We start from the raw sequence: 20,704 nt of genomic DNA, 5'->3' as shown, positions 1-20,704 counted from the left end.
CCTGCCGGCAAGATTACAATTCAAGCATGAACCATTCGGGGTGCTCCACCCCGTGCTTGACGGGAATCTGCCAGCCATGTGTCAGTTATTGGGCATGAATTGCGCCACGCCCACGGACATCACGTTTTCCTTCACGGGATTCGCCGCGCGCGGCGGCGGCACCGACCACCACGCCGACGGCTTCGGCATCGCCTTCTACGAAAATCGCGGATCGCGCTGCTTTCTGGACAATGCGCCCTGCTGTCAATCGCCGGTCGCCGACCTGATCAAGCGCTATCCGATCAAATCGCGCAACGTCATCGCCCACATCCGCAAGGCCACTCAAGGCGCGCTGGAACTGGAAAACTGCCACCCCTTCGTGCGTGAGCTATGGGGCCGGCACTGGCTGTTCGCCCACAACGGCGACCTGAAGACGTTCGCCCCCGATCTGCGCAGCGGCTACATGCCGATCGGCCAGACCGACAGCGAACGGGCCTTCTGCGTCATGATGGACGGACTGCGCGCCCGCTTCGGCACCCGCGAGCCGGACGACGCCGAATTGTTCACCGCCGTGGCCGGCATGACGGCCGAACTCACCCGCTACGGGGTGTTCAATTTCCTGATTTCCAACGGCCGCTGCATGCTGGCGCACTGCTCCACGAATCTGTATTACATCGTGCGCGCCTGGCCCTTCCAGGTGGCGCATCTGGTGGACACCGACATGTCGGTGGACTTTTCCCAGACCAATGCGCGCGGCGACTGCGTCTCGGTCATCACGACCAAGCCGCTGACCGACAACGAGACCTGGACCGCCTTCCAGCCGGGCGAACTGATGATGTTCGTCGACGGCAGGCCCCAGTCCAACCGGATCATCGACATCCCCGAGGACGTCCGGCTCAGCAACCAGGCCAACCTGGCCTGCGTCTGACGCCCGTGATGAGCCTCCCGAACGTCCCCGCCGACGATCCCCGCCCCGAGGAACCCGTCGAACCCGACCTCAACGAATGCTGCGGCAACGGCTGCGAGCCCTGCGTGTTCGACACCTACGCCGAAGAGCGTCGCGCCTGGCAGCAGGCGGTCAAGGCATGGGAAGAACGCCACCGGGAATCCGGTTGAAACCTAGGGAACCTCTGAACAAGTCCTCGCGTCGCGTACATCTGCAGACTCGGGCGGTCTGCGGCGTTGCTCATCCTCGCCATAGCTACGGCTATGGCTGCGGTTCGCGCCTTGCATTCCATCCCGATCCGCAGCGTCCGCTTTCCGCTCGACTTATTCAGAGGTTCCCTTGTTGCGCATAGGGTTCCCGCCGGTTTTTCCGGGGCGCGTTCCTATAATCGGAAGCTCGATCCACCTTTCCAGGAATGACGCACCGTGGCCTCCGACGCTATCCCGATGTTCGCAGAAAACACCTACCCTCTCGATGCGCGCGGCATCGCCAAACGCTTCCGCCACGCCGCCATCTTCGGCGCCCTGTCGGCGCTGCAGCCGGGCGAGACCATGCGTTTCTGCAACGACCACGATCCCCTGCCGCTGCTGCAGCAACTGAAGAATCACTTCGGCGAAAACATCCAGTTCGAATACCTGGCGCGCAACCCGGGCGAAATCGTCATCGATTTCCACATCGTGCCCTGAACCGGGGCCTCGCGGCCCCTTACTTCGCGCGCAGCCCCTGCAATAACTGGCCCAGTTCCGGCGGCAACTGGGTCGGCGGCGCCGGCAGGTCCAGGCGCCCCGGCGCAGGCGGCGTGGTCCCCAGTTGCTGCACGCGAAACTGCGTGTCGTAAGCCAGCAGGCCCAGGCCTTTTTCCTCCAGCGCATCCAGCACTTGCCGCGCGCCGTCCGGCGACTGGCCGGCGGCGGCCTGCAGCAGCAGGGCCATCCGGCCGAGGGCGCGCGTCAGTTCCCGCACCTCGGGCTGCTTGCCCAGGACACCCTGCCCGGTGCGCGCGCGCCCCTGGATGTCCTGGTAGGACACCGTATAGACGGCCCCCGCACGGCCGGCGATCGTCTCGCGCGCGCCGGTCGGCTCGATCCGCGTCAGGGAGCGGATCATGTCCGGCCCGACCTGGATCGTGCCGCCGCCCAGCAAGCGGGCCACGGCGCTGCCGTCCATGACCAGCGGCCGGCCCCCGGCCAGCATGACGGAATACAGCTTGTCGTCGCGCATCAGCAGATAGCCCTGGGAGAAACCGGACACATCGACCCGCGCATTCGCGCCGTCAAAGGCTACCGTCAGGGTCCGATCCCCCGCCTGCACGGTCGCCACACCCGCCGCCAGGGCGCAAGCGGGGACGATGCCGACCCAGGCCGCCAGCAGCCCTCCGATCCAAGGCCTCATGTTTCCGATCTCCATGGAATCTGTACGAATGGCTCACACGATAGCGGGTTTGCCCCCTGCCGAACAAGCGCGGACGCAGCCTATGTGTGTCAGGATCTTGCCCTTTTGGCCGCAGCGGATGAAGATGGCTGTCATACATGCGCAGCACGCCTTTTTCCGACAGACCCGACAGTCCCGATCCGACCATGTACCTGCCCGACCATTTCGCCGAAGCCCGGCCCGAAGCACTCACCCGCATCATCCGCGAACACCCTCTGGGCGTGCTGATCACGCACGACGCCGACGGGCTGGACGCCAACCACATCCCGTTCGAATTCGACCCCGACGCCGGCGCGCACGGCCTGCTCACGGCGCACGTGGCCCGCGCAAACCCGCTCTGGCAGCGGTGTGCCTCCGGCAGCCCGGTGCTGGTCGTGTTCCGGGGCGCCGAAAGCTACATTTCACCGAATTGGTATCCCAGCAAGCACGAGGCCCATCGCCAGGTGCCGACCTGGAACTACGAAGTCGTGCATGCGCACGGCCTGCTCACCGTGCGCGACGAAGAACGCTTCGTGCGCGGCATGGTCGGTCGGCTGACGCGCCGCCACGAAGCCGGCGAACCCCGCCCCTGGAAGATGTCGGATTCCACGCCCGAGTTCATCAACGACATGCTGAGCAAGATCGTGGGCATCGAGATCGCCGTCACCTCGCTGGCCGGCAAGCGCAAACTCAGCCAGAACAAAGAGGCCCGCGACCGCCTGGGGGCCGCCGACGCGCTGGACGCGCGCGGGCATGCCGAGCTGGCGCAGCGCATGCGCGAGCCATGACACCCGCCCGCGCCGTGCCCGGACGGGAGTCCGGCTTACAATTGACGCCCGACATTGATTGAACTCATCCGGACACGCGCGCCGGCGGCCCTCGCCGCCCCTCGCCGCCGGATACCCGAGATGACCCAGGCGAAATCCGCAAAGAGCGCCAAGGCGCAACTGTTCGAAGACCTCAAGCACCAGATCCTGACGATGGAACTGGGTCCGGACGAGGATCTGGACGAGGTGGCGCTGTGCGAACGCTACGGCCTTTCGCGCACTCCCGTGCGCGAGGTCTTCCGTCGCCTGAGCGGCGAGGGATACGTGGACATCCGCGAAAACCGCAGCCCCCGCGTCTCGCCGATGAATCACTCGACACTGCGGCACTTCTTCCTGGTGGCGCCGATGATCTACGCGGCCGTGGGCCGGCTGGCGGTGCGGCATTTCACCGCCAGTCAACTGGCCGACCTGAGGGATACCCAGGCGCAGCTTCGCCAGGCATCCCTGGACGGCGACATCCAGGCCATGGTCTTGAAGAACAACCGCTTCCATGAAATCATGGGCGAGATGTCCGGCAACGTGTACCTGCAGACCAGCCTGAACCGCCTGCTGATCGATCACGCCCGCATCGGCCGCACCTTTTACCAGCCGCACGACCAGGACACGTCCCGGCGACGCCAGGACTCCATCGACCACCACGACCAGTTCATCGACGCGCTCGTCGCGCGCGACGAGGAGGCCGTCGTGCGGCTGTCCTACGAGCACATGGAGCTCTCGCGCGAGCACATGGAACTGTTCATCATGCCGCCGGGGCTGAAACCGGAACCGCCGCAGTCGCTCTGATCCCTCTTCCGGTCTGACCCTTCGAGCCTGATCCATCCGGCCTCGGCCGGATCGGGCCGCCCCCCTTCGCCTCGACACCGCCTCCGCCGCCCCTGACCGGGCGCTCGCGGCCGCGTTGCCGCGCCTTCAAAAGCGCCCTCGAAAAATGTATTTCCAAAAAATCCATTTCTCACTATAATAAAATACAAATTGAATACAATATAAATACATACGAGACAAACCATGGGCAATACCACGCTCAGGGGTTCGAAATCCTCGGCGGCGCCAGGAAAAAGCCACCACAAATCCAGGCTCTACGAAGATCTCAAGCACCAGATCCTCACCTTGCAGCTCGGTCCGGACGAAGACCTGGACGAGCCCGGGCTGTGCGCACGCTACGGCCTGTCCCGCACGCCGGTGCGCGAGGTCTTCCGCCGCTTGAGCGGCGAGGGATACGTGGACATCCGCGAGCATCGCGGCGCGCGCGTCGCGCCGATGAACCACTCGACGCTGCGGCACTTCTTCCTGGCGGCGCCGATGGTCTACGCCGCGATCGGCCGCCTGGCGGTCCATCACTTCACCCCCGGCCAGCTCGCCCGGCTCAGGGATACCCAGGCCCAATTCCGGCAGGCCTGCGCGGCGGGCGACGTGGCCGCCACAGTGCTGTGCAACAACCAGTTCCACGCCATCATCGGCGAGATGTCCGGGAATATTTACCTGCAGGCGGGGCTGAGCCGCCTGCTGGTCGACCACGCCCGCATCGGCCATACGTTCTACCAGTCGCACGGCGCCCGCCAGTCCAGGCGCCAGGAACTGGCCCTCTCGCAACACGACCAGTTCATCGATGCCATCGCGGCCCGCGACGAAGCAGCCATCGTCCGGATCACCTTCGCGCATTGGGAACTGTCGCGCCGGAACATGGAAATGTTCATCACGCTCACCGGGCTCATCCCGGATATGCCGCACGAAGGTGCGGAAACCCTGTCCATCTAGGAGTCATCGCATGTTCGAAGGCATTTACACCCCCGTCATCACCCCCCACGAAGCCGACGGCAGCATCGACAAGACCGCGTTCGCCGAACTGATCGAATCCCTGATCGACGCCGGCGTGCACGGTCTCGTCGTCGCCGGATCGACCGGCGAATACTATGCGCAGACCCCGCAGGAACGGATCGACCTGGCCGCCTGCGCCAGGCAGGTCATCGGCACCCGCGTGCCGCTGGTGGTCGGCACGGGCGCCACGCGCACCGAGGAATCCATCGAATACGCCCAGGCGGCCCGGTCGATCGGCGCGGATGCGATCCTGGTGGGCTCGCCCCCCTACGCCCTGCCCCTGGAATCGGAAAACGCCGACCACGCGCTGGCCATCGACCGGGCCGCCGGCCTGCCCATCATGCTCTACAACTATCCGGGCCGCATGGGCGTGCACATGGGCCGAGACTACCTGAGCCGCGTCGTCAGCCAGTCGAAAAACATCAAGGCGATCAAGGAAAGCTCGGGCGACATCAACCGCATCCACCTGCTGGCCCGGGAATTCCCGCAGATCGAGATGTCCTGCGGCTGGGACGACCAAGCGCTGGAATTCTTCGCCTGGGGCGCGCAGAGCTGGGTCTGCGCGGGATCCAACTTCCTGGCGCGCGAACACGTGGCCTTGTACCAGGCCTGCGCCCTGGAAAACGACTTCGACAAGGGCCGCAAGATCATGGGAGCCATGATGCCCTTCATGAACTTCCTGGATGCGGGCAAGTTCGTGCAGTCGATCAAATACGGCTGCGAGCTGAACGGCCTGGCGGCCGGGCCGGCGCGCGCGCCGCTCCAGGCGCTGGACGAAGCAGACAAGGCCCGTTTCAAGGCCATCGTCGCCGAGCTCAAGCGCACCATCGCCGCCATCACCGGAGCCTGACATGAGGGCCACACGCCTGATCAGGCCGGCAGCATCGGACACGATCCAATCCCTCTCATGGGACGCCATGCAATGAGCCAGACCTCGATCCGCCAACCGGTTGAAACCGGCCTGTCGGGCTGGGCCGCCCTGGCCCCCCGTCGATTCCCCGTGCGCACCCTCGAAAGCCGACAGTCCGCCGACTGGCTGATCATCGGCGCGGGCTTCGGCGGCCTGTCGGCCGCGCGGCGGTTGCGCCAATTGCGCCCCGAGGACAGGATCGTCGTGCTCGACGCCCAGGAGATCGCCATCGGCGCCTCCGGGCGCAATTCCGGCTTCATGATCGACGTGCCCCACAACCTGACGTCCGGCAATTATTCCGTCGGCGGCGCGGAGTCCAGCCTGCTGGAAATCCGCCAGAACCGCATGGCCATCGATTTTGCCGCCGGCGTGGCGCAGGAATACGGCATGCCGGTCACGACCTTCGATCCCTCGGGCAAGATCAACGCCGCCGCCACGGAACGCGGGCTGAAACTGAACCGCGCCTTCGCCGACTCGTTGCGACAGATCGGCGAACCCAGCGAGACCCTGGACGCCGCCCAGATGCGCGAGATCACCGGCACCGGCTACTACCTGGGGGGCGTCCACACCCCGGGCGCGGTCCTCATCCAGCCGGCTGATTACATCCGCCGGCTGGCCGAGGGCCTGGCCGGCGAGATCGACCTGTTCGAGCATTCGCCCGTGCTGTCGCTGACCCGCAAAGGCCCGGTCTGGGAAGCGGTCTCGACCCGGGGCGGCGTCCAGGCCCCCCGCGTCATCCTGGCCGTGAACGGCCACATCGAGAGCTTCGGCCATTTCCGGCACCGCCTGATTCACGTCTACACCTACGCATCCATGACGGCTGCCTTCCCGGCCGACGCCGCCGGCGCCGAACGCTGGGCCCTGCTGCCCGCCGACCCCATGGGGGCGACGCTGCGCAAGATCACCCAGGACGGACAGTCGCGCATCGTGGTCCGGACGCACTTCACCTACAACCCGGACATCCGGGTCTCCGGACAGCAGGTCGCGGGCATTGCCGCCCGGCAGCGGCGCTCCTTCGACGAACGATTCCCCGCACTGAAACACATCCCCATGGAATTCAGTTGGGCAGGCGCGCTGTGCCTGAGCACGAACCACGCGCCCGCCTTCGGGGAAGTCGAGCCCGGGCTTTATTCCGCCTGCTGCGAGAACGGACTGGGCACGGTCAAGAGCACCCTGGCCGGCATGATGGCCGCGGAACAGGCCGCCGGCACGGACAGCGAAGCCTTGCGGCAGTTCCGGCAGCAACCGCCGCCGTCCCGCCTGCCGCCGCAGCCGATCGCCTGGCTGGGCATCCATTCCGTCATCCGATGGCACCAATTGCGTGCCGGCCGGGAGGGTTGACCCCCCGCCGACGCAAGCACCCGGGCCGGGACCGGCCCGGGCACCGAAGCAAACCAAGCACCACCCTAGATCAGGAGACACCACATGAAACTGTTCAACAAACTGCTCTGCGCCGCCGTCATGACCGGCGCCATGGCTTCTTCCGCCTATGCCGCCAAAGGCACCATCACCATGGGCAGCATGTCCTGGGAGGATCTGACCCCCATCACCTACGTCGCCAAGAACATCCTGGAAAAGGCCGGCTACGAGGTCAAGGTGACCGAATTCTCCGAAATCGGCATCGCCTACGCGGCGCTGGTCAAAGGCGACGTGCAGTTCATGGCCTCGCAGATCGACTACGCGGCCCAGGACTACTGGAACCGCAACAAGAACCGGCTGGAAAAGCTGTCCCCCGTGTCCTACGGGCTGTACCAGGCGGTCGCCGTGCCCAAATACGTGACGATCGACTCCATGGAGCAGCTCAACGAGAACGCCGACAAGTTCGGCGACAAGATCGTCGGCATCGAGCCCGGCTCCGGGCTGATGCGCGACGCCGCCTCGGCCGTCAAAGCCTATGACCTGAAGCTCAAGCTGATCGACGGCAGCACGGCCGGCATGACCGCCGCCTTGAAGTCCGCCGTGGATCGCAAGGAGTGGATCGCCGTGACCTTGTGGGAGCCGACCTGGATGATGGTCAAGTACGACATGAAGTTCCTGAAGGATCCCAAGAACGTCTTCCCCGGCCCCCAGGCCTACTACTGGATCGGCAAGAAGGGTTACGCCGAAGCCAATCCCGAAGTGCGTGAAATCCTGGCAGGCATCTACCTGCCCCTGAGCGCCATCGGCGACATCAACGTCGGCATGAACGACGGCCAGACCGTGCAGCAAGCCAGCGAGGCCTGGATCGCCAAGAACGCCGACCTCGTCAAGCGCTGGGAAAACATCAAGAAGTACTGATCCCTCCCCGGACTCCGGCGGCGCACCGCCAGGCCGGAGTCCGGTCAAGACGAAGAAACCACCTGCGCACACGCTGCGCAACCGGAGGAGCTCCGCATGACCACAAGCACCATCCAGTCCGAAGAAATCCTGGTCGACTGCCAGCAAGTCTGGAAAATATTCGGCGAACAGGCGCCAGCGGCGATGCAAGCCATCACCCGCCAGGGCCTGTCCAAACGCGACGTCCTGCAAAAATTCGGCTGCACGGTCGGCGTATCGGGCGTCAGCCTCCAAGTCAAGCGCGGCGAGATCTTCTGCATCATGGGCTTGTCCGGCAGCGGAAAATCGACCCTGATCCGCCTGCTGAACCGGCTCATCACCCCCACCAAGGGCCGGGTCCTGGTCAAAGGCAAGGACCTGGCCGCCCTGGATGCCGCCGGATTGCGCGACATGCGCGCGCACCACATCGGCATGGTGTTCCAGAGCGTCGCCCTGCTGCCCCAGCGCACCGTGCTGGAAAACACCGCCTTCGGCCTGGAAGTCCAGGGTGTGCCCAAGGAAAAGCGCAACAAGACAGCGGCGGAAGCCCTGGAAAAAGTCGGCTTGTCCGACTGGCAAAACCACTACCCCGACGAACTGTCCGGCGGCATGCAGCAGCGCGTCGGCCTGGCGCGCGCCATTGCCTCCGATCCCGAGATCATCCTGATGGACGAGCCGTTCAGCGCGCTCGACCCCTTGATCCGGCGGCAGTTGCAGGATGAATTCCGCACGCTGACCAAGCAGTTGGGCAAATCGGCCGCCTTCATCACGCACGACCTGGAAGAAGCCATCCGCATCGGCGACCGTATCGCCATCATGAAGGACGGCATCCTCATCCAGGTCGGCACCGCCGAGGAAATCGTCCGCAACCCGGCCGACGACTACGTGGCGGAATTCGTGGCCGGCATCTCGCGGCTGCATCTCGTCAAGGCCCGCTCCATCATGCGCCCGGTCGCCGAGTTCCGCGCCGCGTACCCGGAAATCGCCATCGAGGATCTGCCGCGCGCCGCATCCGGGACCGACATCGCCGAACTGATCACGCTGTCCACCCGCAAGGACCTGGACGCGGTGGCCATCATGGGCGACGGCGGCCCCATCGGCATCGTCTCGCCCCGCGATCTGCTCAACGGCATCCAGGGCAATGACCGGCCCGCCGCGCGCTGACCGGCCCCAGGAGCGCATCTCATGAACGATACCGATCTGATCTCCGCGTTCGACGCCTGGATGGAGGACGCGCTGGCCCGTCTGACGGACAACTCCAGCCAGGTTTTCACCGCCATTCAAAGCGGCCTGGAGGGCTTCAACAGCGCCATTCTGTGGGTCTTGAACCTGGCGCCGTTCTACATCGTGGCCGTGGTCATCGGCCTGCTGGGCTGGCGGCTCGTCGGCCGGCGCTTCGGGGTGCTGTCCGCCGTCGCCCTGGTGATCTGCCAGATGATGAATCTGTGGCCCGAAACCACCGCCACCCTGGCGCTGGTGATCGCCGCCACCTTGCTGGCGCTACTGCTGGCGATCCCCATGGGCATCCTGAGCGGCTATGTCCGCGGGATGAGCCACGTTGCCGAACCCCTGCTGGATCTGCTGCAGACCCTGCCCCCGTACATCTATCTGCTGCCCGGGATTGCCTTGCTGGGCTACGGCCCGGCCACCGCGCTGGTCGCCACCCTGATCGTGGCCTTTCCCCCGGCCTTCCGCCTGGCGGCGCTCGGCATGCGGATGGCGCCCGTCGAATACCTCGAACTGGGCATGGCCACCGGCATGACGCGCTGGCAGATGTTCACCAAGATCCGGCTGCCGTTCGCCCTGCCCAGCATCATGGCCGGCATCAACCAGAGCCTGATGATGGCCTTCGGCATGGTCGTCATCGCCGGCATTGTCGGTTCCGGCGGCCTGGGCCAGAGCATCTACGACGCGATCCGCAAGCTCGACATCGCCAAGTCCATCGACGCGGCACTGGCCATCGTCATCCTGACCATGATCCTGGACCGGCTCAGTCAAAGCGCCGGCGCCTCCAGCCCCAAAGGGAGAAAAGCATGAGTTCGATCCTGCCGACCTTCTCGCCCGGCGCCTGGCTGACCCCGGCGGTGGACTGGCTGAACGTCCATTGGCACCCCTTGTTCGCCTTCATCAGCGACGTCATCCAGCTCGTGCTGAACGGCCTGACCGCGCTCCTGATGATCCTGCCGCCGTGGGCGCTGATCCTCGTCAGCACCGCGCTGGTCCTGAAGCTGCTGGGCCTGCGCCCCGCCGTCATCACGGCCCTGACGCAGGGATTCTGCTGGGGGGTGGGCCTGTGGCCCGAAGCCATCCAGACGATCACGCTCGTCACGGTCGCCGTGGTCCTGTCCGTGGCCATCGCCTTTCCGCTGGGCGTGCTGGCGGCCCGCCGCCCGGTCCTGGAAGCCATGCTGCGCCCCATCCTGGACATCATGCAGACCGTGCCGCCCTGGGTGTATCTGATCCCGGCCGTGATCCTGTTCAGCCTGGGCAGCGTCCCGGCCATCATCGCCACCATCGTCTACGGCATCCCGCCGATGCTGCGCCTGACCACGCTGGCCTTCAAGCAGATCCCGCACGACCTGCAGGAATTGGGGCAGGCGCTGGGCGCGCCGCCGCGCACCGTGCTGCTGAAGATCGAAATCCCGGCCGCCATGCCCACGCTGCTGGTCGGCCTGAACCAATGCATCCTGTTGTCGCTGGCGATGGTGGTCCTGGCCGGCCTGGTCGGATCGGGCGGCCTGGGCGCGGAAGTCACCCGCGGCCTGACGCGCATGGAAATGGGCCTGGGGCTGCGCGCCGGCCTGGCCATCGTCGCGGTGGCGCTGCTGCTGGACCGGCTGTCCAAGGCGGCGTTGGGCGGCAAGGAAAAAGCCCGCCCATGACGCGCCTCACCTCTCCACGTCCCACTGTCCATCCATCACGCGAGTTCCCATGTCCGACTTTCTCACTCCGGCCGAATACCACCGCATCGCAGCAGGACTGAAACTGCCGCAACACGCCTTCATCGACGGCGAGTTCCGCCCGGCGCTCTCGGGCCGGACCTTCGCCACCACCAATCCCGCCACCGGCGCACCGTTGACGGAGATTGCCGCCTGCAGCGCCGAAGATGTCGACCTGGCCGTCGCCGCCGCGCGCACCGCCTTCGAGGACGGCCGCTGGTCGCGCATCCACCCCCGCGAACGCAAGGAAACCCTGCTGCGCCTGGCGCATCTGATGGAAACGCACGCCCGCGAACTGGCCGTGCTGGAAAGCATCGACAGCGGCAAGACCATCTTCGACTGCGAAACCGTGGACGTGCCGGAAACCATCCACGTGCTCAAATGGCACGCCGAATTGATCGACAAGATCTACGACCAGGTCGCCCCCGCCTCGGACAGCCACATCGCCCTGGTGGTGCGCGAGCCCGTCGGCGTCGTCGGCCTGGTGCTGCCCTGGAACTTTCCGCTGCTGATGATGGCCTGGAAAATCGGCCCCGCCCTGGCCTCCGGTTGCTCGGTCGTCATGAAGCCCGCCGGAGAAACCACCCTGACGGCGCTGCGCGTGGCCGAACTGGCGGTCCAGGCCGGGCTGCCGGCCGGGGTGCTGAACATCGTCACCGGTTCCGGCGCCGAAGTGGGCGAACCCCTGGGCAAACATCCCGACGTGGACATGGTCAGCTTCACCGGTTCGACGGCGACCGGGCGGCGCTTCCTGAATTATTCCTCCGCCAGCAACCTCAAGGAAGTGGTGCTGGAACTGGGCGGCAAGAACCCCTGCGTCGTGCTGGACGACGCCGAAGACCTGGACACCGTGGCGGCGCACGTCGTCAACGGCGCATTCTGGAACATGGGCGAAAACTGCTCGGCCGCATCCCGGCTGATCGTGCAGCGCGGCATCAAGGATCGCCTGCTCGAACGGGTCAAGGCCGAGGCTGCGAACTGGCTCGTGGGCGACCCGCTGGATCCCGCCGTGCGCGTCGGCGCTCTGGTGTCCAAGGCGCACTTCCAGAAAGTCAGTGCGTACCTGGAAGCGGCCCGGGCGGAAACAGTCCTGATGGGCGGCAAGATCGTGTCCGAAGGCTTCGTCGAACCCACCATCGTCGACACCCGGCGCGACTCGACACTGGCCGTCGAGGAAATCTTCGGCCCCATCCTGAGCGTGATCACCGTCGACAGCTTCGAGGAAGCCATCGCGGTCGCCAACGACACCGACTATGGCCTGGCCGCCTCGATCTTCTCGGCCCACGGCAAGCAGGCGATCCGGGGCGCCCGGATGCTGCGCGCCGGCACCGTCACCGTCAACAGCTTCGGCGAGGGCGACATCTCGACGCCGTTCGGCGGCTACAAGCAGTCGGGCTTCGGCGGGCGCGACAACTCCATCCACGCGCACGACCAATACACGCAACTCAAAACCATCTGGATCGATCTGTCGTAACGCCGCATCGTGCGCAGGCCTCGTGCGAAGGGCCGCGCACGCGCCTGTTCTTGACCTCCATCAAGGCTATCCAAAAAAGTCTCCGTTCGGCTTGATACCACCATATATTGTGTTTACGATTCATAAATACACAATATATAGAGATCACCAGGATGACTTCCAGCCAGCCCCAGACCTCGGCCGCCGCCCCGGCCGAGCGCCCCGTCCCGCACGTGGACGTGATCCGCTCCATCGACGAATACCTGCGCCGCCAGGACTGGCGCGTCAACGCCAACGCCAACCAGGGCTACTCGCTGGGCGGCCTGATCCTGAACACCTCGGGCAAGATGATCGCCAATTACTGGCTCAGCCACGTCTACCCCGAAACCATCGGCCAGGCGCACCGCCAGGGCGACCTGCACATCCACGATCTGGACATGCTGTCGGGCTACTGCGCCGGCTGGTCGCTGCGCACCCTGCTGACCGAAGGCCTGAACGGCGTGCCCGGCAAGATCGAATCCGGCCCCCCGCGCCACATGGGCAGCGCCGTGGGCCAGATCGTCAATTTCCTGGGCACGCTGCAAAACGAGTGGGCCGGCGCCCAGGCGTTCAGCTCTTTCGACACCTATATGGCGCCCTTCGTCCGCAAGGACGCCCTGTCCTACGCGGACGTCCGCCAGTGCATCCAGGAACTGATCTTCAATCTGAACGTGCCCTCGCGCTGGGGCACGCAGACGCCATTCACCAACCTGACCTTCGACTGGGTCTGCCCGGAAGACCTGCGCACGCAGATTCCGGTCATCGGCGGCCAGGAAATGCCCTTCGCCTATGGCGACCTGCAGGCCGAGATGGACATGATCAACCGCGCCTACATCGAGGTCATGATGGCCGGGGACGCGCGCGGTCGCGCCTTTACCTTTCCCATCCCCACCTACAACATCACGCCCGACTTCGACTGGCACAGCCCCAACGCCGAACTGCTGTTCGAAATGACCGCCAAATACGGTCTGCCCTACTTCCAGAATTTCATCAATTCGGAACTGCAGCCGAACATGATCCGGTCCATGTGCTGCCGCCTGCAACTGGATCTGCGCGAACTGCTCAAGCGCGGCAACGGCCTGTTCGGCTCGGCCGAGCAGACCGGTTCGCTGGGCGTGGTGACGATCAACTGCGCACGGCTGGGCTATCTGCACGCCGGCGACGAAGCCGGCCTGTTCGCCCGCCTGGACGAACTGCTGGCCCTGGGCCGCGATAGCCTGGAAACCAAGCGCCGCGTCATCCAGCAGCACATGGACGACGGCCTGTTCCCGTACACGCGCCGCTACCTGGGCACCCTGCGCAACCACTTCTCGACGCTGGGGGTCAACGGCATCAATGAAATGATCCGCAACTTCACGGCGGATGAACACGATCTGACGCACCCCTGGGGCCACGATTTCGCCGTGCGCCTGCTGGACCACGTGCGCGCCCGCATGGTCGAGTTCCAGGAAGCCACCGGCCACCTGTACAACCTGGAAGCCACCCCGGCCGAAGGCACGACCTACCGCTTCGCCAAGGAAGACCGCGCCCGCTGGCCCGACATTCTGCAGGCCGGCACGGACGACATGCCCTACTACACAAACTCGTCCCAACTGCCGGTGGGCTTCACCGACGACCCCTTCGAGGCGCTGGAGCGCCAGGACGAACTGCAGCGCAAATACACCGGCGGCACCGTGCTGCACCTGTACATGACCGAACCGCTGTCCTCGGCCGACGCCTGCCGCGAGCTGGTGCGCCGCACGCTGGGCCGCTTCTCGCTGCCCTACATCACGGTCACCCCGACGTTTTCCATCTGCCCCAGGCACGGCTACCTGCCGGGCAAGCACGAATTCTGCCCGCAGTGCGACGACGAGCTGATCGCCCGCAAACAGCGGGCAGCCATCACCGAGGCGGCCGCGCACGAAGCGGCGGCCTGAACGCTTTTTCCACCCACCCTGAACAGGAGCATCCTATGCAAACCACCTCCATCACCCTGAACGACGCCGAACGCCAGCCCTGCGAAATCTGGACCCGCGTCATGGGCTATCACCGTCCCATGTCGTCCTTCAACATCGGCAAGAAAGGCGAATTCCACGAGCGCCGCTACTTCGTCGAACGGCGCGTCGGCCAGGCGCCTGCCCGCCCGGCCGCGTAAAGCCCGATGCACGCCGCCACCGCGTCCCACGCCCCAACGGCCGCCGCCGTCCCGCGCATCACGCCGGGACGCGCGCCCGCCCGTCTGAAAGTCGGCGGGCTGGTGCCCTTCACGGCCACGGACTACCCCGGCCTGCTGGCCGCCGTCGTCTTCGTGCAGGGCTGCCCCTGGCGCTGCGGCTATTGCCATAACCCGCACCTGCAGCCGCGCACGGCCGACAGCCCGCTGGACTGGCAGGAGGTCATGGCGTTTCTGCGCCGCCGCGTCGGGCTGATCGACGGCGTGGTGTTCAGCGGCGGCGAACCCGCCATGGACCCCGGCCTGGGCAGCGCGATCCGTCAGGTCCGCGCCCTGGGCTATCGCATCGGCCTGCACACCGGCGGCACCCACCCGCGCCGCCTGGCGCAGGTGCTGCCGGACGTCGACTGGGTAGGGCTGGACATCAAGGCCGGGTTCGACCAGTACGAACGGGTCACCCAGGTCGCCGGCAGCGGCGCCCCGGCCCGCGCCAGCCTGCAGGCGGTGCTGGACAGCGGTGTCGATTTCGAATGCCGCACCACCGCCCATCCCGACCTGATCGATGCGGACGGCCTGCTGGCCTTGGGCCGCGAGCTGGCCGACCTGGGAGTGCGGCGCTACGCAGTGCAGGTCTTTCGACCGCAGGGCTGCGCGGACGCCACCCTGAACACCCGAGGCCCGCTGCGCGACTGGCCGGGCATGGCCGTGCGGGAGGCCCTGACCGATTTATTCGAACGCTTCGAATTGCGGCGCGATTGATGGCCGCACCAGGCATCAGGGAGTCCGCAGGAGACTCCCTGACGTCCAGGCTCACCCATCACTGCATGGCGTCCATCAGCAGGCGCACGGTGGCGTCGGCAAAACTGCGCCGCACGATCAGTTCCCAGCCATCCCCTTGTTCGTCCAGCGGGCGCAACAGCACGCTCGCCTTGAAGAAGTGGGACTGGGCGCACTGACCCCGCTTCAAGACGCCGGGGTGCAGGTCCAGCGGACATCCCGCGTTCAGCACATCGCGCGTCCCGGGGCCGTGCAACTGCACCACCGAATAGCCGCTGGTCTGGTCCGTGACCGCAAACCAATGGCCCGCCAAGGCGCTTTCCACCCGTGCGGCCAGGTCGACGGGACCGTCGGGCAGCGCCCGCAGCAGCCACTCATCGGGCCCCAGCCACAAGGCCATCGCATCGCGGCCCCGGGACACGGTATTGGGCGCCAGCGGCAACTCCAGTCCCAGACCCGCGCGCAAGGCATCCCGCACCGCGTCCGACCCGGGATCGAGACGCAGATTGGCCAGGCCGACCAGCGGCTGTTCGTTCAAGAGCACCCGTCCGGCGGCACGATGCTGCAGCGGCCGGCCCTCACCGGCCTGCAAGCCGACCAGCGGGCTCTGTTGTTGGATTTCACTCGACATTTTGACGGGTTCCTTCGGGGTCATAGAACACGGGGCTGCAGACGCGCGCCGGCATGAAGCGGCCGTCGGCCGTGGCGACGGTGACGGTCTGTCCCATCCGCTCCTGGCCGCCCTTCAGCAAGGCCAGCGCGATCGAGCGCCCCAGAATCGGGCTCATGTAGCTGGAAGTCACGTGGCCGAACATCGGCGCGATGGCCGCCTGCGTCGGCCCCTGCAGAATCTGGCCGCCCTCGGGCAGGACGCAGGCCGGGTCTTCCGCCAGCAGGCCGACGAACTGCTTGCGCCCGGCGCTGCGCGTGTCGCTGCGCATGAGCGAGCGCTTGCCCAGGCAGTCCTTGGTCTTGGCGATCATCCCGCCCATGCCCAGGTCCACCGGACTGACGGAACCATCGGTATCCTGGCCGACGATGATGAAACCCTTTTCACCGCGCAGCACGTGCATGGTCTCGGTGCCGTACGGCGTGATGCCGTAGGGTTCACCGGCCCGCATCAACTGTTCGACGACCGCGCGGCCGCTATTGGCGGGCATATAGATTTCGTACGACAGTTCGCCCGAGAAGCTGACCCGCAGCACACGGGCGAACACGCCGCCGATGGTGCCTTCCTTGAAACTCATGAACGGGAAGGCCTCATTGTCGAAATCGATGTCCCGGCACACGGCGCGCAGCACCTTGCGGGCATGCGGCCCGGCGATGGTGGCGACGGCGTACTGGTCGGTCACCGAGGTCAGATAGACCTTCAGGTCCGGCCATTCCGTCTGCAGCCAGCGCTCCATCCAGCTCATGATGCGCGCGGCGCCGCTGGTGGTGGTGGTCAGCAGGAAGTGATCGTCGGCCAGCCGGATGCTGACACCGTCGTCCATGACCATGCCGTTTTCGTCCAGCAGCAAGCCGTAGCGGCAGCGGCCGGGCTGCAGCTTGGTCCAGGAATTGACGTACAGGCGGTTCAGGAACTCCGCCGCATCGGGACCGCGCACGTCGATCTTGCCCAGGGTGCTGTAGTCCAGGATGCCGACGGCGTTGCGCACGGCCAGGCATTCGCGCCGCACAGCGGCGTGCATGTCCTCGCCCGGCTTCGGATAGTAATGGGCGCGTTTCCAGTTGCCCACGTCCTCGAACAGCGCGCCTTGCTCGACGTTCCAGTCATGCAGGCAGGTCTTGCGGATCGGATCGAAATGATCGCCCAGTTCGCGCCCGGCCAGGGCGCCGAAACTGACCGGCGTGTAGTTGGGACGATAGGTGGTGGTGCCGGTTTCCGGGATGCTTTGATTCAGCGCCTCGGCCAGCACCGCCATGCCGTTGATATTGCCCAGCTTGCCCTGATCGGTGCCGAAGCCCATTGCCGTATAGCGCTTGACGTGCTCGACGGAATGGTAGCCCTCGCGCACCGCCAGCAGGATGTCGGACACCGACACGTCGTTCTGGTAATCGATGAACTGCTTGGGGCCGCGGCTGGCCTGGCGGTCCTTGCCCACCGACCACAAGGGCAGCAAAGGCGACGCCTGCACGGGACGCGCCGACCAGGCCGGCGCCTCGACCGTCCGGGCCGATGCGATTCCCTGCACAGCGGCCAGGCCGGCCCGCACGCCGCCGTCCAGCGCGGCTTGCAGGCTGAAATCCCCGTTGGCCGCACCGGCGCTGCCCTGCGGCTGGGCCGGCGCGTCGGGCACGAAGCAGGCCCGCTCGCCGCACCAGCGCGGCTTGCCGCGCGATTGCGCGTACAGGTGCACCACCGGATTCCAACCGCCGGACATCGCCAGCAGGTCGCAGGGCAGCGACTCCACGCCGTCAGGCAGCTTCGCCCCCAGGCCGCGCAGCCGCACGCCGGCGACGTGCTTGCCGCCATGCGCCTCGGCGACGACGGCCTGATGGATCACCCGGATGCCCGACTGCGCCGCTTCGCGCGGCAAAGAGCCGTCGCTCATCACGCGCGGATCGACGACCGTGACATCGACGCCCTGGCGCTTGAGGCCGATCGCGCATTGATAGGCGCTGTCATTGTTGGTGAACACCACGGCGCGGCGGCCGGGCAGCACGGCGTAGCGATGCAGATAGGTGGACACGGCGCCGGCCAGCATGATGCCGGGGATGTCGTTGTTGCCGAACACCAGCGGGCGCTCGTGGGCGCCGGTGGCCAGCACGACGTGACGCGCGCGGATCTTCCAGATGCGCTCACGCGTGCCGGCGCGCTGCCGGATCGGCAGGTGATCGTGCAGGCGCTCGCAGGCGGTCACCAGATTGTGGTCCTGGTATCCGAAGGCCGTCGTGCGCATCAGGATCCGCACGTCCGGCAGCGCGGACAGCTCGGCCATCCGTTCAGCCACCCAGTCGAGCGCCGGTCGGCCGTCGATGATCTCATCGGCCGCCAGCAGGCTGCCGCCGGCCTCGGCGCCATTGTCCGTCAGCATGACGCGCGCCCCGGCGCGCGCGGCCGCGCAGGCGGCGGCCAGACCGGCCGGCCCCGCCCCGACGACCAGCACGTCGCAATGGGCATAGCGTTTCTCGTAGCGGTCCGGGTCCAGCGCCTCGGGCACCGAGCCCAGGCCGGCGGCGTCGCGGATGCGTTCCTCGTACTTGCCCCACCAGCTCCGCGGCCACATGAAGGTCTTGTAGTAGAAACCAGCCGGGATGAAGCGCGCGAAACGCTGCATGATGGCCATGCGGTCATGCTCGATGTCGGGCTTGGCGTTCACGCTGGTGGCCCGCAGCCCGTCATAAAGCTCGACTTCGGTGGCGCGCGCATTCGGGATCGTGTAGGGGCCGCTTTCAAGCTGCACCAGCGCGTTCGGCTCCTCGACGCCGGCGGTCAGGATGCCGCGCGGGCGGTGATACTTGAAACTGCGCGCGACGAAATGCACCCCATTGGCCAGCAGGGCCGAGGCCAGGGTGTCCCCCTCGAAGCCCGCATACGCCTTGCCGTTGAAGGTGAAATTCACCGGAACGCCACGGCGCACGCGCCCCCCCTGGGGCAGACGGCAGGACTGGCTCATGTTGTCTCCTTGTGCGGGCCAAAGGTTTCGTAACGCTGGATTTCATAGGTGCGCGTATCGCGCTCCGCCATGAACCAGCGCCGGCAGCCGTGGGCATGCAGCCACTGTTCCTTGAACACGCCGAAGGTGTTGCGGCGCATGAACACATAGTCGCCCCACTCCCGGTCATCCATCGATTCACTGGCCGTCGGCCGGACGATGCCGGCTTCGCCGCCATAGCTGAATTCGGTCTCGGCGCGATCTCCGCACCAGGGGCATTTGATCTGCAGCATGATGTCTCCTTAGTGGGCGACCGCGGCGGCGCCGTGCTCGTCGATCAGATGGCCGCTGTAGAAACGGTCGATGGAAAAGGCCTTGTTCAGGGCGTGCGGCTCGTCATGGGCCACGGTGTGGGCGAACACCCAGCCCGAGCCCGGCGTCGCCTTGAAACCGCCCGTGCCCCAGCCGCAGTTGAAATACAGGCCTTTGACGTCGGTCTTGCTGATGATCGGGCAGGCATCGGGCGAAACGTCGACGATGCCTCCCCACTGGCGGTTCATGCGCACGCGGCTGAGCGACGGGAACATCTCGACGATGGCCTGCAAGGTGTGCTCGATGCTGTGGAAGCTGCCGCGCTGGCCATAGCCCAGGTACTGGTCGATGCCGGCGCCGATCACCAGGTCGCCCTTGTCGGACTGGCTGATGTAGGCGTGCACGGCATTGGACATGATGACGGTGTGGATGCAGGGTTTGACCGGCTCGGACACCAGGGCCTGCAAAGGGTGGCTTTCGATGGGCAGGCGCACGCCGGCCATGTCGGCCAGCACACTGGAATGCCCCGCCACCACCACCGCCACCTTCTTCGCTTTGATGAAGCCCTTGCCGGTCTCCACGCCCTCGACCGCGCCGTCCTTGCGGCGGATGTTGGTGACGGGACAGTTCTGGATGATGTGCACGCCCAGCCGATCGGCGGCGCGGGCGAAGCCCCAGGCCACGGCGTCGTGACGCGCCACGCCGCCGCGCCGCTGGAACGAGCCGCCCAGCACGGGATAGCGGCTGTCCAGATTGATGTTGGGCACGATTTCCTTGACCTGGGCCGGGGTCAGCCACTCGCCGTCCACGCCGTTGTAGCGGTTGGCATTGATGCGCCGCTGGGTGTCTCGCACCTCTTGCAGATTGTGCGCCAGGTTCATCACCCCGCGCTGGCTGAACATCACGTTGTAGTTCAGGTCCTGGGACAGGCCTTCCCAGAGCTGCATCGCTTTTTCATAGAGCTGCGCGGACTCGTCCCAGAGATAGTTGGAACGCACGATGGTCGTATTGCGGGCCGTATTGCCGCCGCCCAGCCAGCCCTTTTCCAGGACGGCGACGTTGCGGATCCCGTGAACCTTGGCCAGGTAGTACGCAGTCGCCAGCCCGTGGCCGCCCGCGCCGACGATGACGACGTCGTATTCTTTTCTGGGCTCGGGGCTGTGCCAGGCTTTGCCCCAGTTTTCGTGATAGCTCAGCCCGTTGCGAAACAGGCTGAAAATCGAGTAGCGGTTGCTCATGGTCTCCTCGCTT

General features: G+C 66.2%; 21 protein-coding genes. 16 read left to right on the top strand and 5 right to left on the bottom strand.

Features of this window, described 5'->3' with window-relative positions; all coding sequences use genetic code 11:
- Positions 1–76: 76 nt before the first annotated feature.
- The 3 genes from ACFO0J_RS14725 to ACFO0J_RS14715 all read left to right on the top strand — a co-directional run bounded on the left by ACFO0J_RS14725 (position 77) and on the right by ACFO0J_RS14715 (position 1,611).
- Positions 77–907: a class II glutamine amidotransferase gene (locus ACFO0J_RS14725; protein WP_376813839.1), complete on the top strand. Its 831-nt coding sequence runs from the start codon at positions 77–79 to the stop codon at positions 905–907.
- Between the two features lie 8 nt (positions 908–915).
- Positions 916–1,095 (top strand): oxidoreductase-like domain-containing protein, encoded by a 180-nt coding sequence (locus ACFO0J_RS14720; protein ID WP_376813838.1) that lies wholly within the window; start codon positions 916–918, stop codon positions 1,093–1,095.
- A gap of 276 nt (positions 1,096–1,371) precedes the next feature.
- Positions 1,372–1,611 (top strand): DUF2249 domain-containing protein, encoded by a 240-nt coding sequence (locus ACFO0J_RS14715; RefSeq protein WP_043681763.1) that lies wholly within the window; start codon positions 1,372–1,374, stop codon positions 1,609–1,611.
- Positions 1,612–1,630: 19 nt separating this feature from the next.
- On the opposite strand, the gene ACFO0J_RS14710 is transcribed toward ACFO0J_RS14715, so the two are convergent.
- Positions 1,631–2,317: a hypothetical protein gene (locus tag ACFO0J_RS14710; RefSeq protein WP_376813837.1), complete on the bottom strand. Its 687-nt coding sequence runs from the start codon at positions 2,315–2,317 to the stop codon at positions 1,631–1,633.
- A gap of 185 nt (positions 2,318–2,502) precedes the next feature.
- On the opposite strand from ACFO0J_RS14710, the gene ACFO0J_RS14705 reads away from it, so the two are divergent.
- The 13 genes from ACFO0J_RS14705 (at position 2,503) to ACFO0J_RS14645 (ending at position 15,524) form a co-directional block, all read left to right on the top strand.
- Positions 2,503–3,123, top strand: coding sequence for an FMN-binding negative transcriptional regulator (locus tag ACFO0J_RS14705; RefSeq protein ID WP_376814168.1), 621 nt, complete (start codon positions 2,503–2,505; stop codon positions 3,121–3,123).
- Between the two features lie 120 nt (positions 3,124–3,243).
- Positions 3,244–3,945: a GntR family transcriptional regulator gene (locus tag ACFO0J_RS14700; RefSeq protein ID WP_376813836.1), complete on the top strand. Its 702-nt coding sequence runs from the start codon at positions 3,244–3,246 to the stop codon at positions 3,943–3,945.
- Positions 3,946–4,167: 222 nt separating this feature from the next.
- On the top strand, positions 4,168–4,917 hold the full coding sequence (locus tag ACFO0J_RS14695) for a GntR family transcriptional regulator (RefSeq protein ID WP_376813835.1): 750 nt from the start codon (positions 4,168–4,170) through the stop codon (positions 4,915–4,917).
- A 10-nt stretch (positions 4,918–4,927) separates the two neighbouring features.
- On the top strand, positions 4,928–5,827 hold the full coding sequence (locus ACFO0J_RS14690) for a dihydrodipicolinate synthase family protein (RefSeq protein WP_376813834.1): 900 nt from the start codon (positions 4,928–4,930) through the stop codon (positions 5,825–5,827).
- A 72-nt stretch (positions 5,828–5,899) separates the two neighbouring features.
- On the top strand, positions 5,900–7,228 hold the full coding sequence (locus ACFO0J_RS14685; RefSeq protein WP_376813833.1) for an NAD(P)/FAD-dependent oxidoreductase: 1,329 nt from the start codon (positions 5,900–5,902) through the stop codon (positions 7,226–7,228).
- 84 nt (positions 7,229–7,312) lie between these two features.
- Positions 7,313–8,164, top strand: coding sequence for a glycine betaine ABC transporter substrate-binding protein (locus tag ACFO0J_RS14680; protein WP_376813832.1), 852 nt, complete (start codon positions 7,313–7,315; stop codon positions 8,162–8,164).
- A gap of 96 nt (positions 8,165–8,260) precedes the next feature.
- Positions 8,261–9,346, top strand: coding sequence for a quaternary amine ABC transporter ATP-binding protein (locus ACFO0J_RS14675; protein ID WP_376813831.1), 1,086 nt, complete (start codon positions 8,261–8,263; stop codon positions 9,344–9,346).
- 21 nt (positions 9,347–9,367) lie between these two features.
- The gene (locus ACFO0J_RS14670; protein WP_376813830.1) at positions 9,368–10,219 is read left to right on the top strand and encodes an ABC transporter permease; all 852 of its coding nucleotides are present in this window, start codon (positions 9,368–9,370) and stop codon (positions 10,217–10,219) included.
- Positions 10,216–11,064 (top strand): ABC transporter permease, encoded by an 849-nt coding sequence (locus ACFO0J_RS14665; RefSeq protein ID WP_376813829.1) that lies wholly within the window; start codon positions 10,216–10,218, stop codon positions 11,062–11,064. The genes ACFO0J_RS14670 and ACFO0J_RS14665 overlap by 4 nt, the downstream gene beginning before the upstream one ends.
- A gap of 49 nt (positions 11,065–11,113) precedes the next feature.
- The gene (locus ACFO0J_RS14660; RefSeq protein WP_376813828.1) at positions 11,114–12,595 is read left to right on the top strand and encodes an aldehyde dehydrogenase; all 1,482 of its coding nucleotides are present in this window, start codon (positions 11,114–11,116) and stop codon (positions 12,593–12,595) included.
- 152 nt (positions 12,596–12,747) lie between these two features.
- Positions 12,748–14,529: a ribonucleoside triphosphate reductase gene (locus ACFO0J_RS14655; RefSeq protein WP_376813827.1), complete on the top strand. Its 1,782-nt coding sequence runs from the start codon at positions 12,748–12,750 to the stop codon at positions 14,527–14,529.
- A 35-nt stretch (positions 14,530–14,564) separates the two neighbouring features.
- On the top strand, positions 14,565–14,747 hold the full coding sequence (nrdD, locus tag ACFO0J_RS14650) for an anaerobic ribonucleoside-triphosphate reductase (RefSeq protein ID WP_376813826.1): 183 nt from the start codon (positions 14,565–14,567) through the stop codon (positions 14,745–14,747).
- A 6-nt stretch (positions 14,748–14,753) separates the two neighbouring features.
- Positions 14,754–15,524 (top strand): anaerobic ribonucleoside-triphosphate reductase activating protein, encoded by a 771-nt coding sequence (locus ACFO0J_RS14645; protein WP_376813825.1) that lies wholly within the window; start codon positions 14,754–14,756, stop codon positions 15,522–15,524.
- 58 nt (positions 15,525–15,582) lie between these two features.
- On the opposite strand, the gene ACFO0J_RS14640 is transcribed toward ACFO0J_RS14645, so the two are convergent.
- From ACFO0J_RS14640 to ACFO0J_RS14625, 4 genes are read right to left on the bottom strand one after another with little or no spacing between them, the layout of a single operon-like run.
- On the bottom strand, positions 15,583–16,173 hold the full coding sequence (locus tag ACFO0J_RS14640; protein ID WP_376813824.1) for a sarcosine oxidase subunit gamma: 591 nt from the start codon (positions 16,171–16,173) through the stop codon (positions 15,583–15,585).
- Positions 16,163–19,162, bottom strand: a complete 3,000-nt coding sequence (locus ACFO0J_RS14635) for a sarcosine oxidase subunit alpha family protein (protein ID WP_376813823.1) — start codon at positions 19,160–19,162, stop codon at positions 16,163–16,165. Before ACFO0J_RS14635 ends, ACFO0J_RS14640 begins: the two co-directional genes overlap by 11 nt.
- Positions 19,159–19,434, bottom strand: a complete 276-nt coding sequence (locus ACFO0J_RS14630) for a sarcosine oxidase subunit delta (protein WP_376813822.1) — start codon at positions 19,432–19,434, stop codon at positions 19,159–19,161. Before ACFO0J_RS14630 ends, ACFO0J_RS14635 begins: the two co-directional genes overlap by 4 nt.
- A gap of 9 nt (positions 19,435–19,443) precedes the next feature.
- Positions 19,444–20,691 (bottom strand): sarcosine oxidase subunit beta family protein, encoded by a 1,248-nt coding sequence (locus ACFO0J_RS14625; RefSeq protein WP_376813821.1) that lies wholly within the window; start codon positions 20,689–20,691, stop codon positions 19,444–19,446.
- Positions 20,692–20,704: the final 13 nt, after the last annotated feature.

The sequence above is a fragment of the Castellaniella hirudinis genome (assembly GCF_042651965.1).
GTDB lineage: Bacteria > Pseudomonadota > Gammaproteobacteria > Burkholderiales > Burkholderiaceae_B > Castellaniella > Castellaniella hirudinis.
Note: the sequence above shows the minus strand (reverse complement) of the source record. Positions and strands in the feature narration are given on the sequence as shown.

Excerpts from the sequence above, each read along its gene's own strand:
- ACFO0J_RS14725 (WP_376813839.1), top strand. The coding sequence starts at position 77 with ATGTGTCAGTTATTGGGCATGAATTGCGCCACGCCCACGGACATCACG.
- ACFO0J_RS14720 (WP_376813838.1), top strand. The coding sequence starts at position 916 with ATGAGCCTCCCGAACGTCCCCGCCGACGATCCCCGCCCCGAGGAACCC.
- ACFO0J_RS14715 (WP_043681763.1), top strand. The coding sequence starts at position 1,372 with ATGTTCGCAGAAAACACCTACCCTCTCGATGCGCGCGGCATCGCCAAA.
- ACFO0J_RS14710 (WP_376813837.1), bottom strand. The coding sequence starts at position 2,317 with ATGAGGCCTTGGATCGGAGGGCTGCTGGCGGCCTGGGTCGGCATCGTC.
- ACFO0J_RS14705 (WP_376814168.1), top strand. The coding sequence starts at position 2,503 with ATGTACCTGCCCGACCATTTCGCCGAAGCCCGGCCCGAAGCACTCACC.
- ACFO0J_RS14700 (WP_376813836.1), top strand. The coding sequence starts at position 3,244 with ATGACCCAGGCGAAATCCGCAAAGAGCGCCAAGGCGCAACTGTTCGAA.
- ACFO0J_RS14695 (WP_376813835.1), top strand. The coding sequence starts at position 4,168 with ATGGGCAATACCACGCTCAGGGGTTCGAAATCCTCGGCGGCGCCAGGA.
- ACFO0J_RS14690 (WP_376813834.1), top strand. The coding sequence starts at position 4,928 with ATGTTCGAAGGCATTTACACCCCCGTCATCACCCCCCACGAAGCCGAC.
- ACFO0J_RS14685 (WP_376813833.1), top strand. The coding sequence starts at position 5,900 with ATGAGCCAGACCTCGATCCGCCAACCGGTTGAAACCGGCCTGTCGGGC.
- ACFO0J_RS14680 (WP_376813832.1), top strand. The coding sequence starts at position 7,313 with ATGAAACTGTTCAACAAACTGCTCTGCGCCGCCGTCATGACCGGCGCC.
- ACFO0J_RS14675 (WP_376813831.1), top strand. The coding sequence starts at position 8,261 with ATGACCACAAGCACCATCCAGTCCGAAGAAATCCTGGTCGACTGCCAG.
- ACFO0J_RS14670 (WP_376813830.1), top strand. The coding sequence starts at position 9,368 with ATGAACGATACCGATCTGATCTCCGCGTTCGACGCCTGGATGGAGGAC.
- ACFO0J_RS14665 (WP_376813829.1), top strand. The coding sequence starts at position 10,216 with ATGAGTTCGATCCTGCCGACCTTCTCGCCCGGCGCCTGGCTGACCCCG.
- ACFO0J_RS14660 (WP_376813828.1), top strand. The coding sequence starts at position 11,114 with ATGTCCGACTTTCTCACTCCGGCCGAATACCACCGCATCGCAGCAGGA.
- ACFO0J_RS14655 (WP_376813827.1), top strand. The coding sequence starts at position 12,748 with ATGACTTCCAGCCAGCCCCAGACCTCGGCCGCCGCCCCGGCCGAGCGC.
- nrdD (WP_376813826.1), top strand. The coding sequence starts at position 14,565 with ATGCAAACCACCTCCATCACCCTGAACGACGCCGAACGCCAGCCCTGC.
- ACFO0J_RS14645 (WP_376813825.1), top strand. The coding sequence starts at position 14,754 with ATGCACGCCGCCACCGCGTCCCACGCCCCAACGGCCGCCGCCGTCCCG.
- ACFO0J_RS14640 (WP_376813824.1), bottom strand. The coding sequence starts at position 16,173 with ATGTCGAGTGAAATCCAACAACAGAGCCCGCTGGTCGGCTTGCAGGCC.
- ACFO0J_RS14635 (WP_376813823.1), bottom strand. The coding sequence starts at position 19,162 with ATGAGCCAGTCCTGCCGTCTGCCCCAGGGGGGGCGCGTGCGCCGTGGC.
- ACFO0J_RS14630 (WP_376813822.1), bottom strand. The coding sequence starts at position 19,434 with ATGCTGCAGATCAAATGCCCCTGGTGCGGAGATCGCGCCGAGACCGAA.
- ACFO0J_RS14625 (WP_376813821.1), bottom strand. The coding sequence starts at position 20,691 with ATGAGCAACCGCTACTCGATTTTCAGCCTGTTTCGCAACGGGCTGAGC.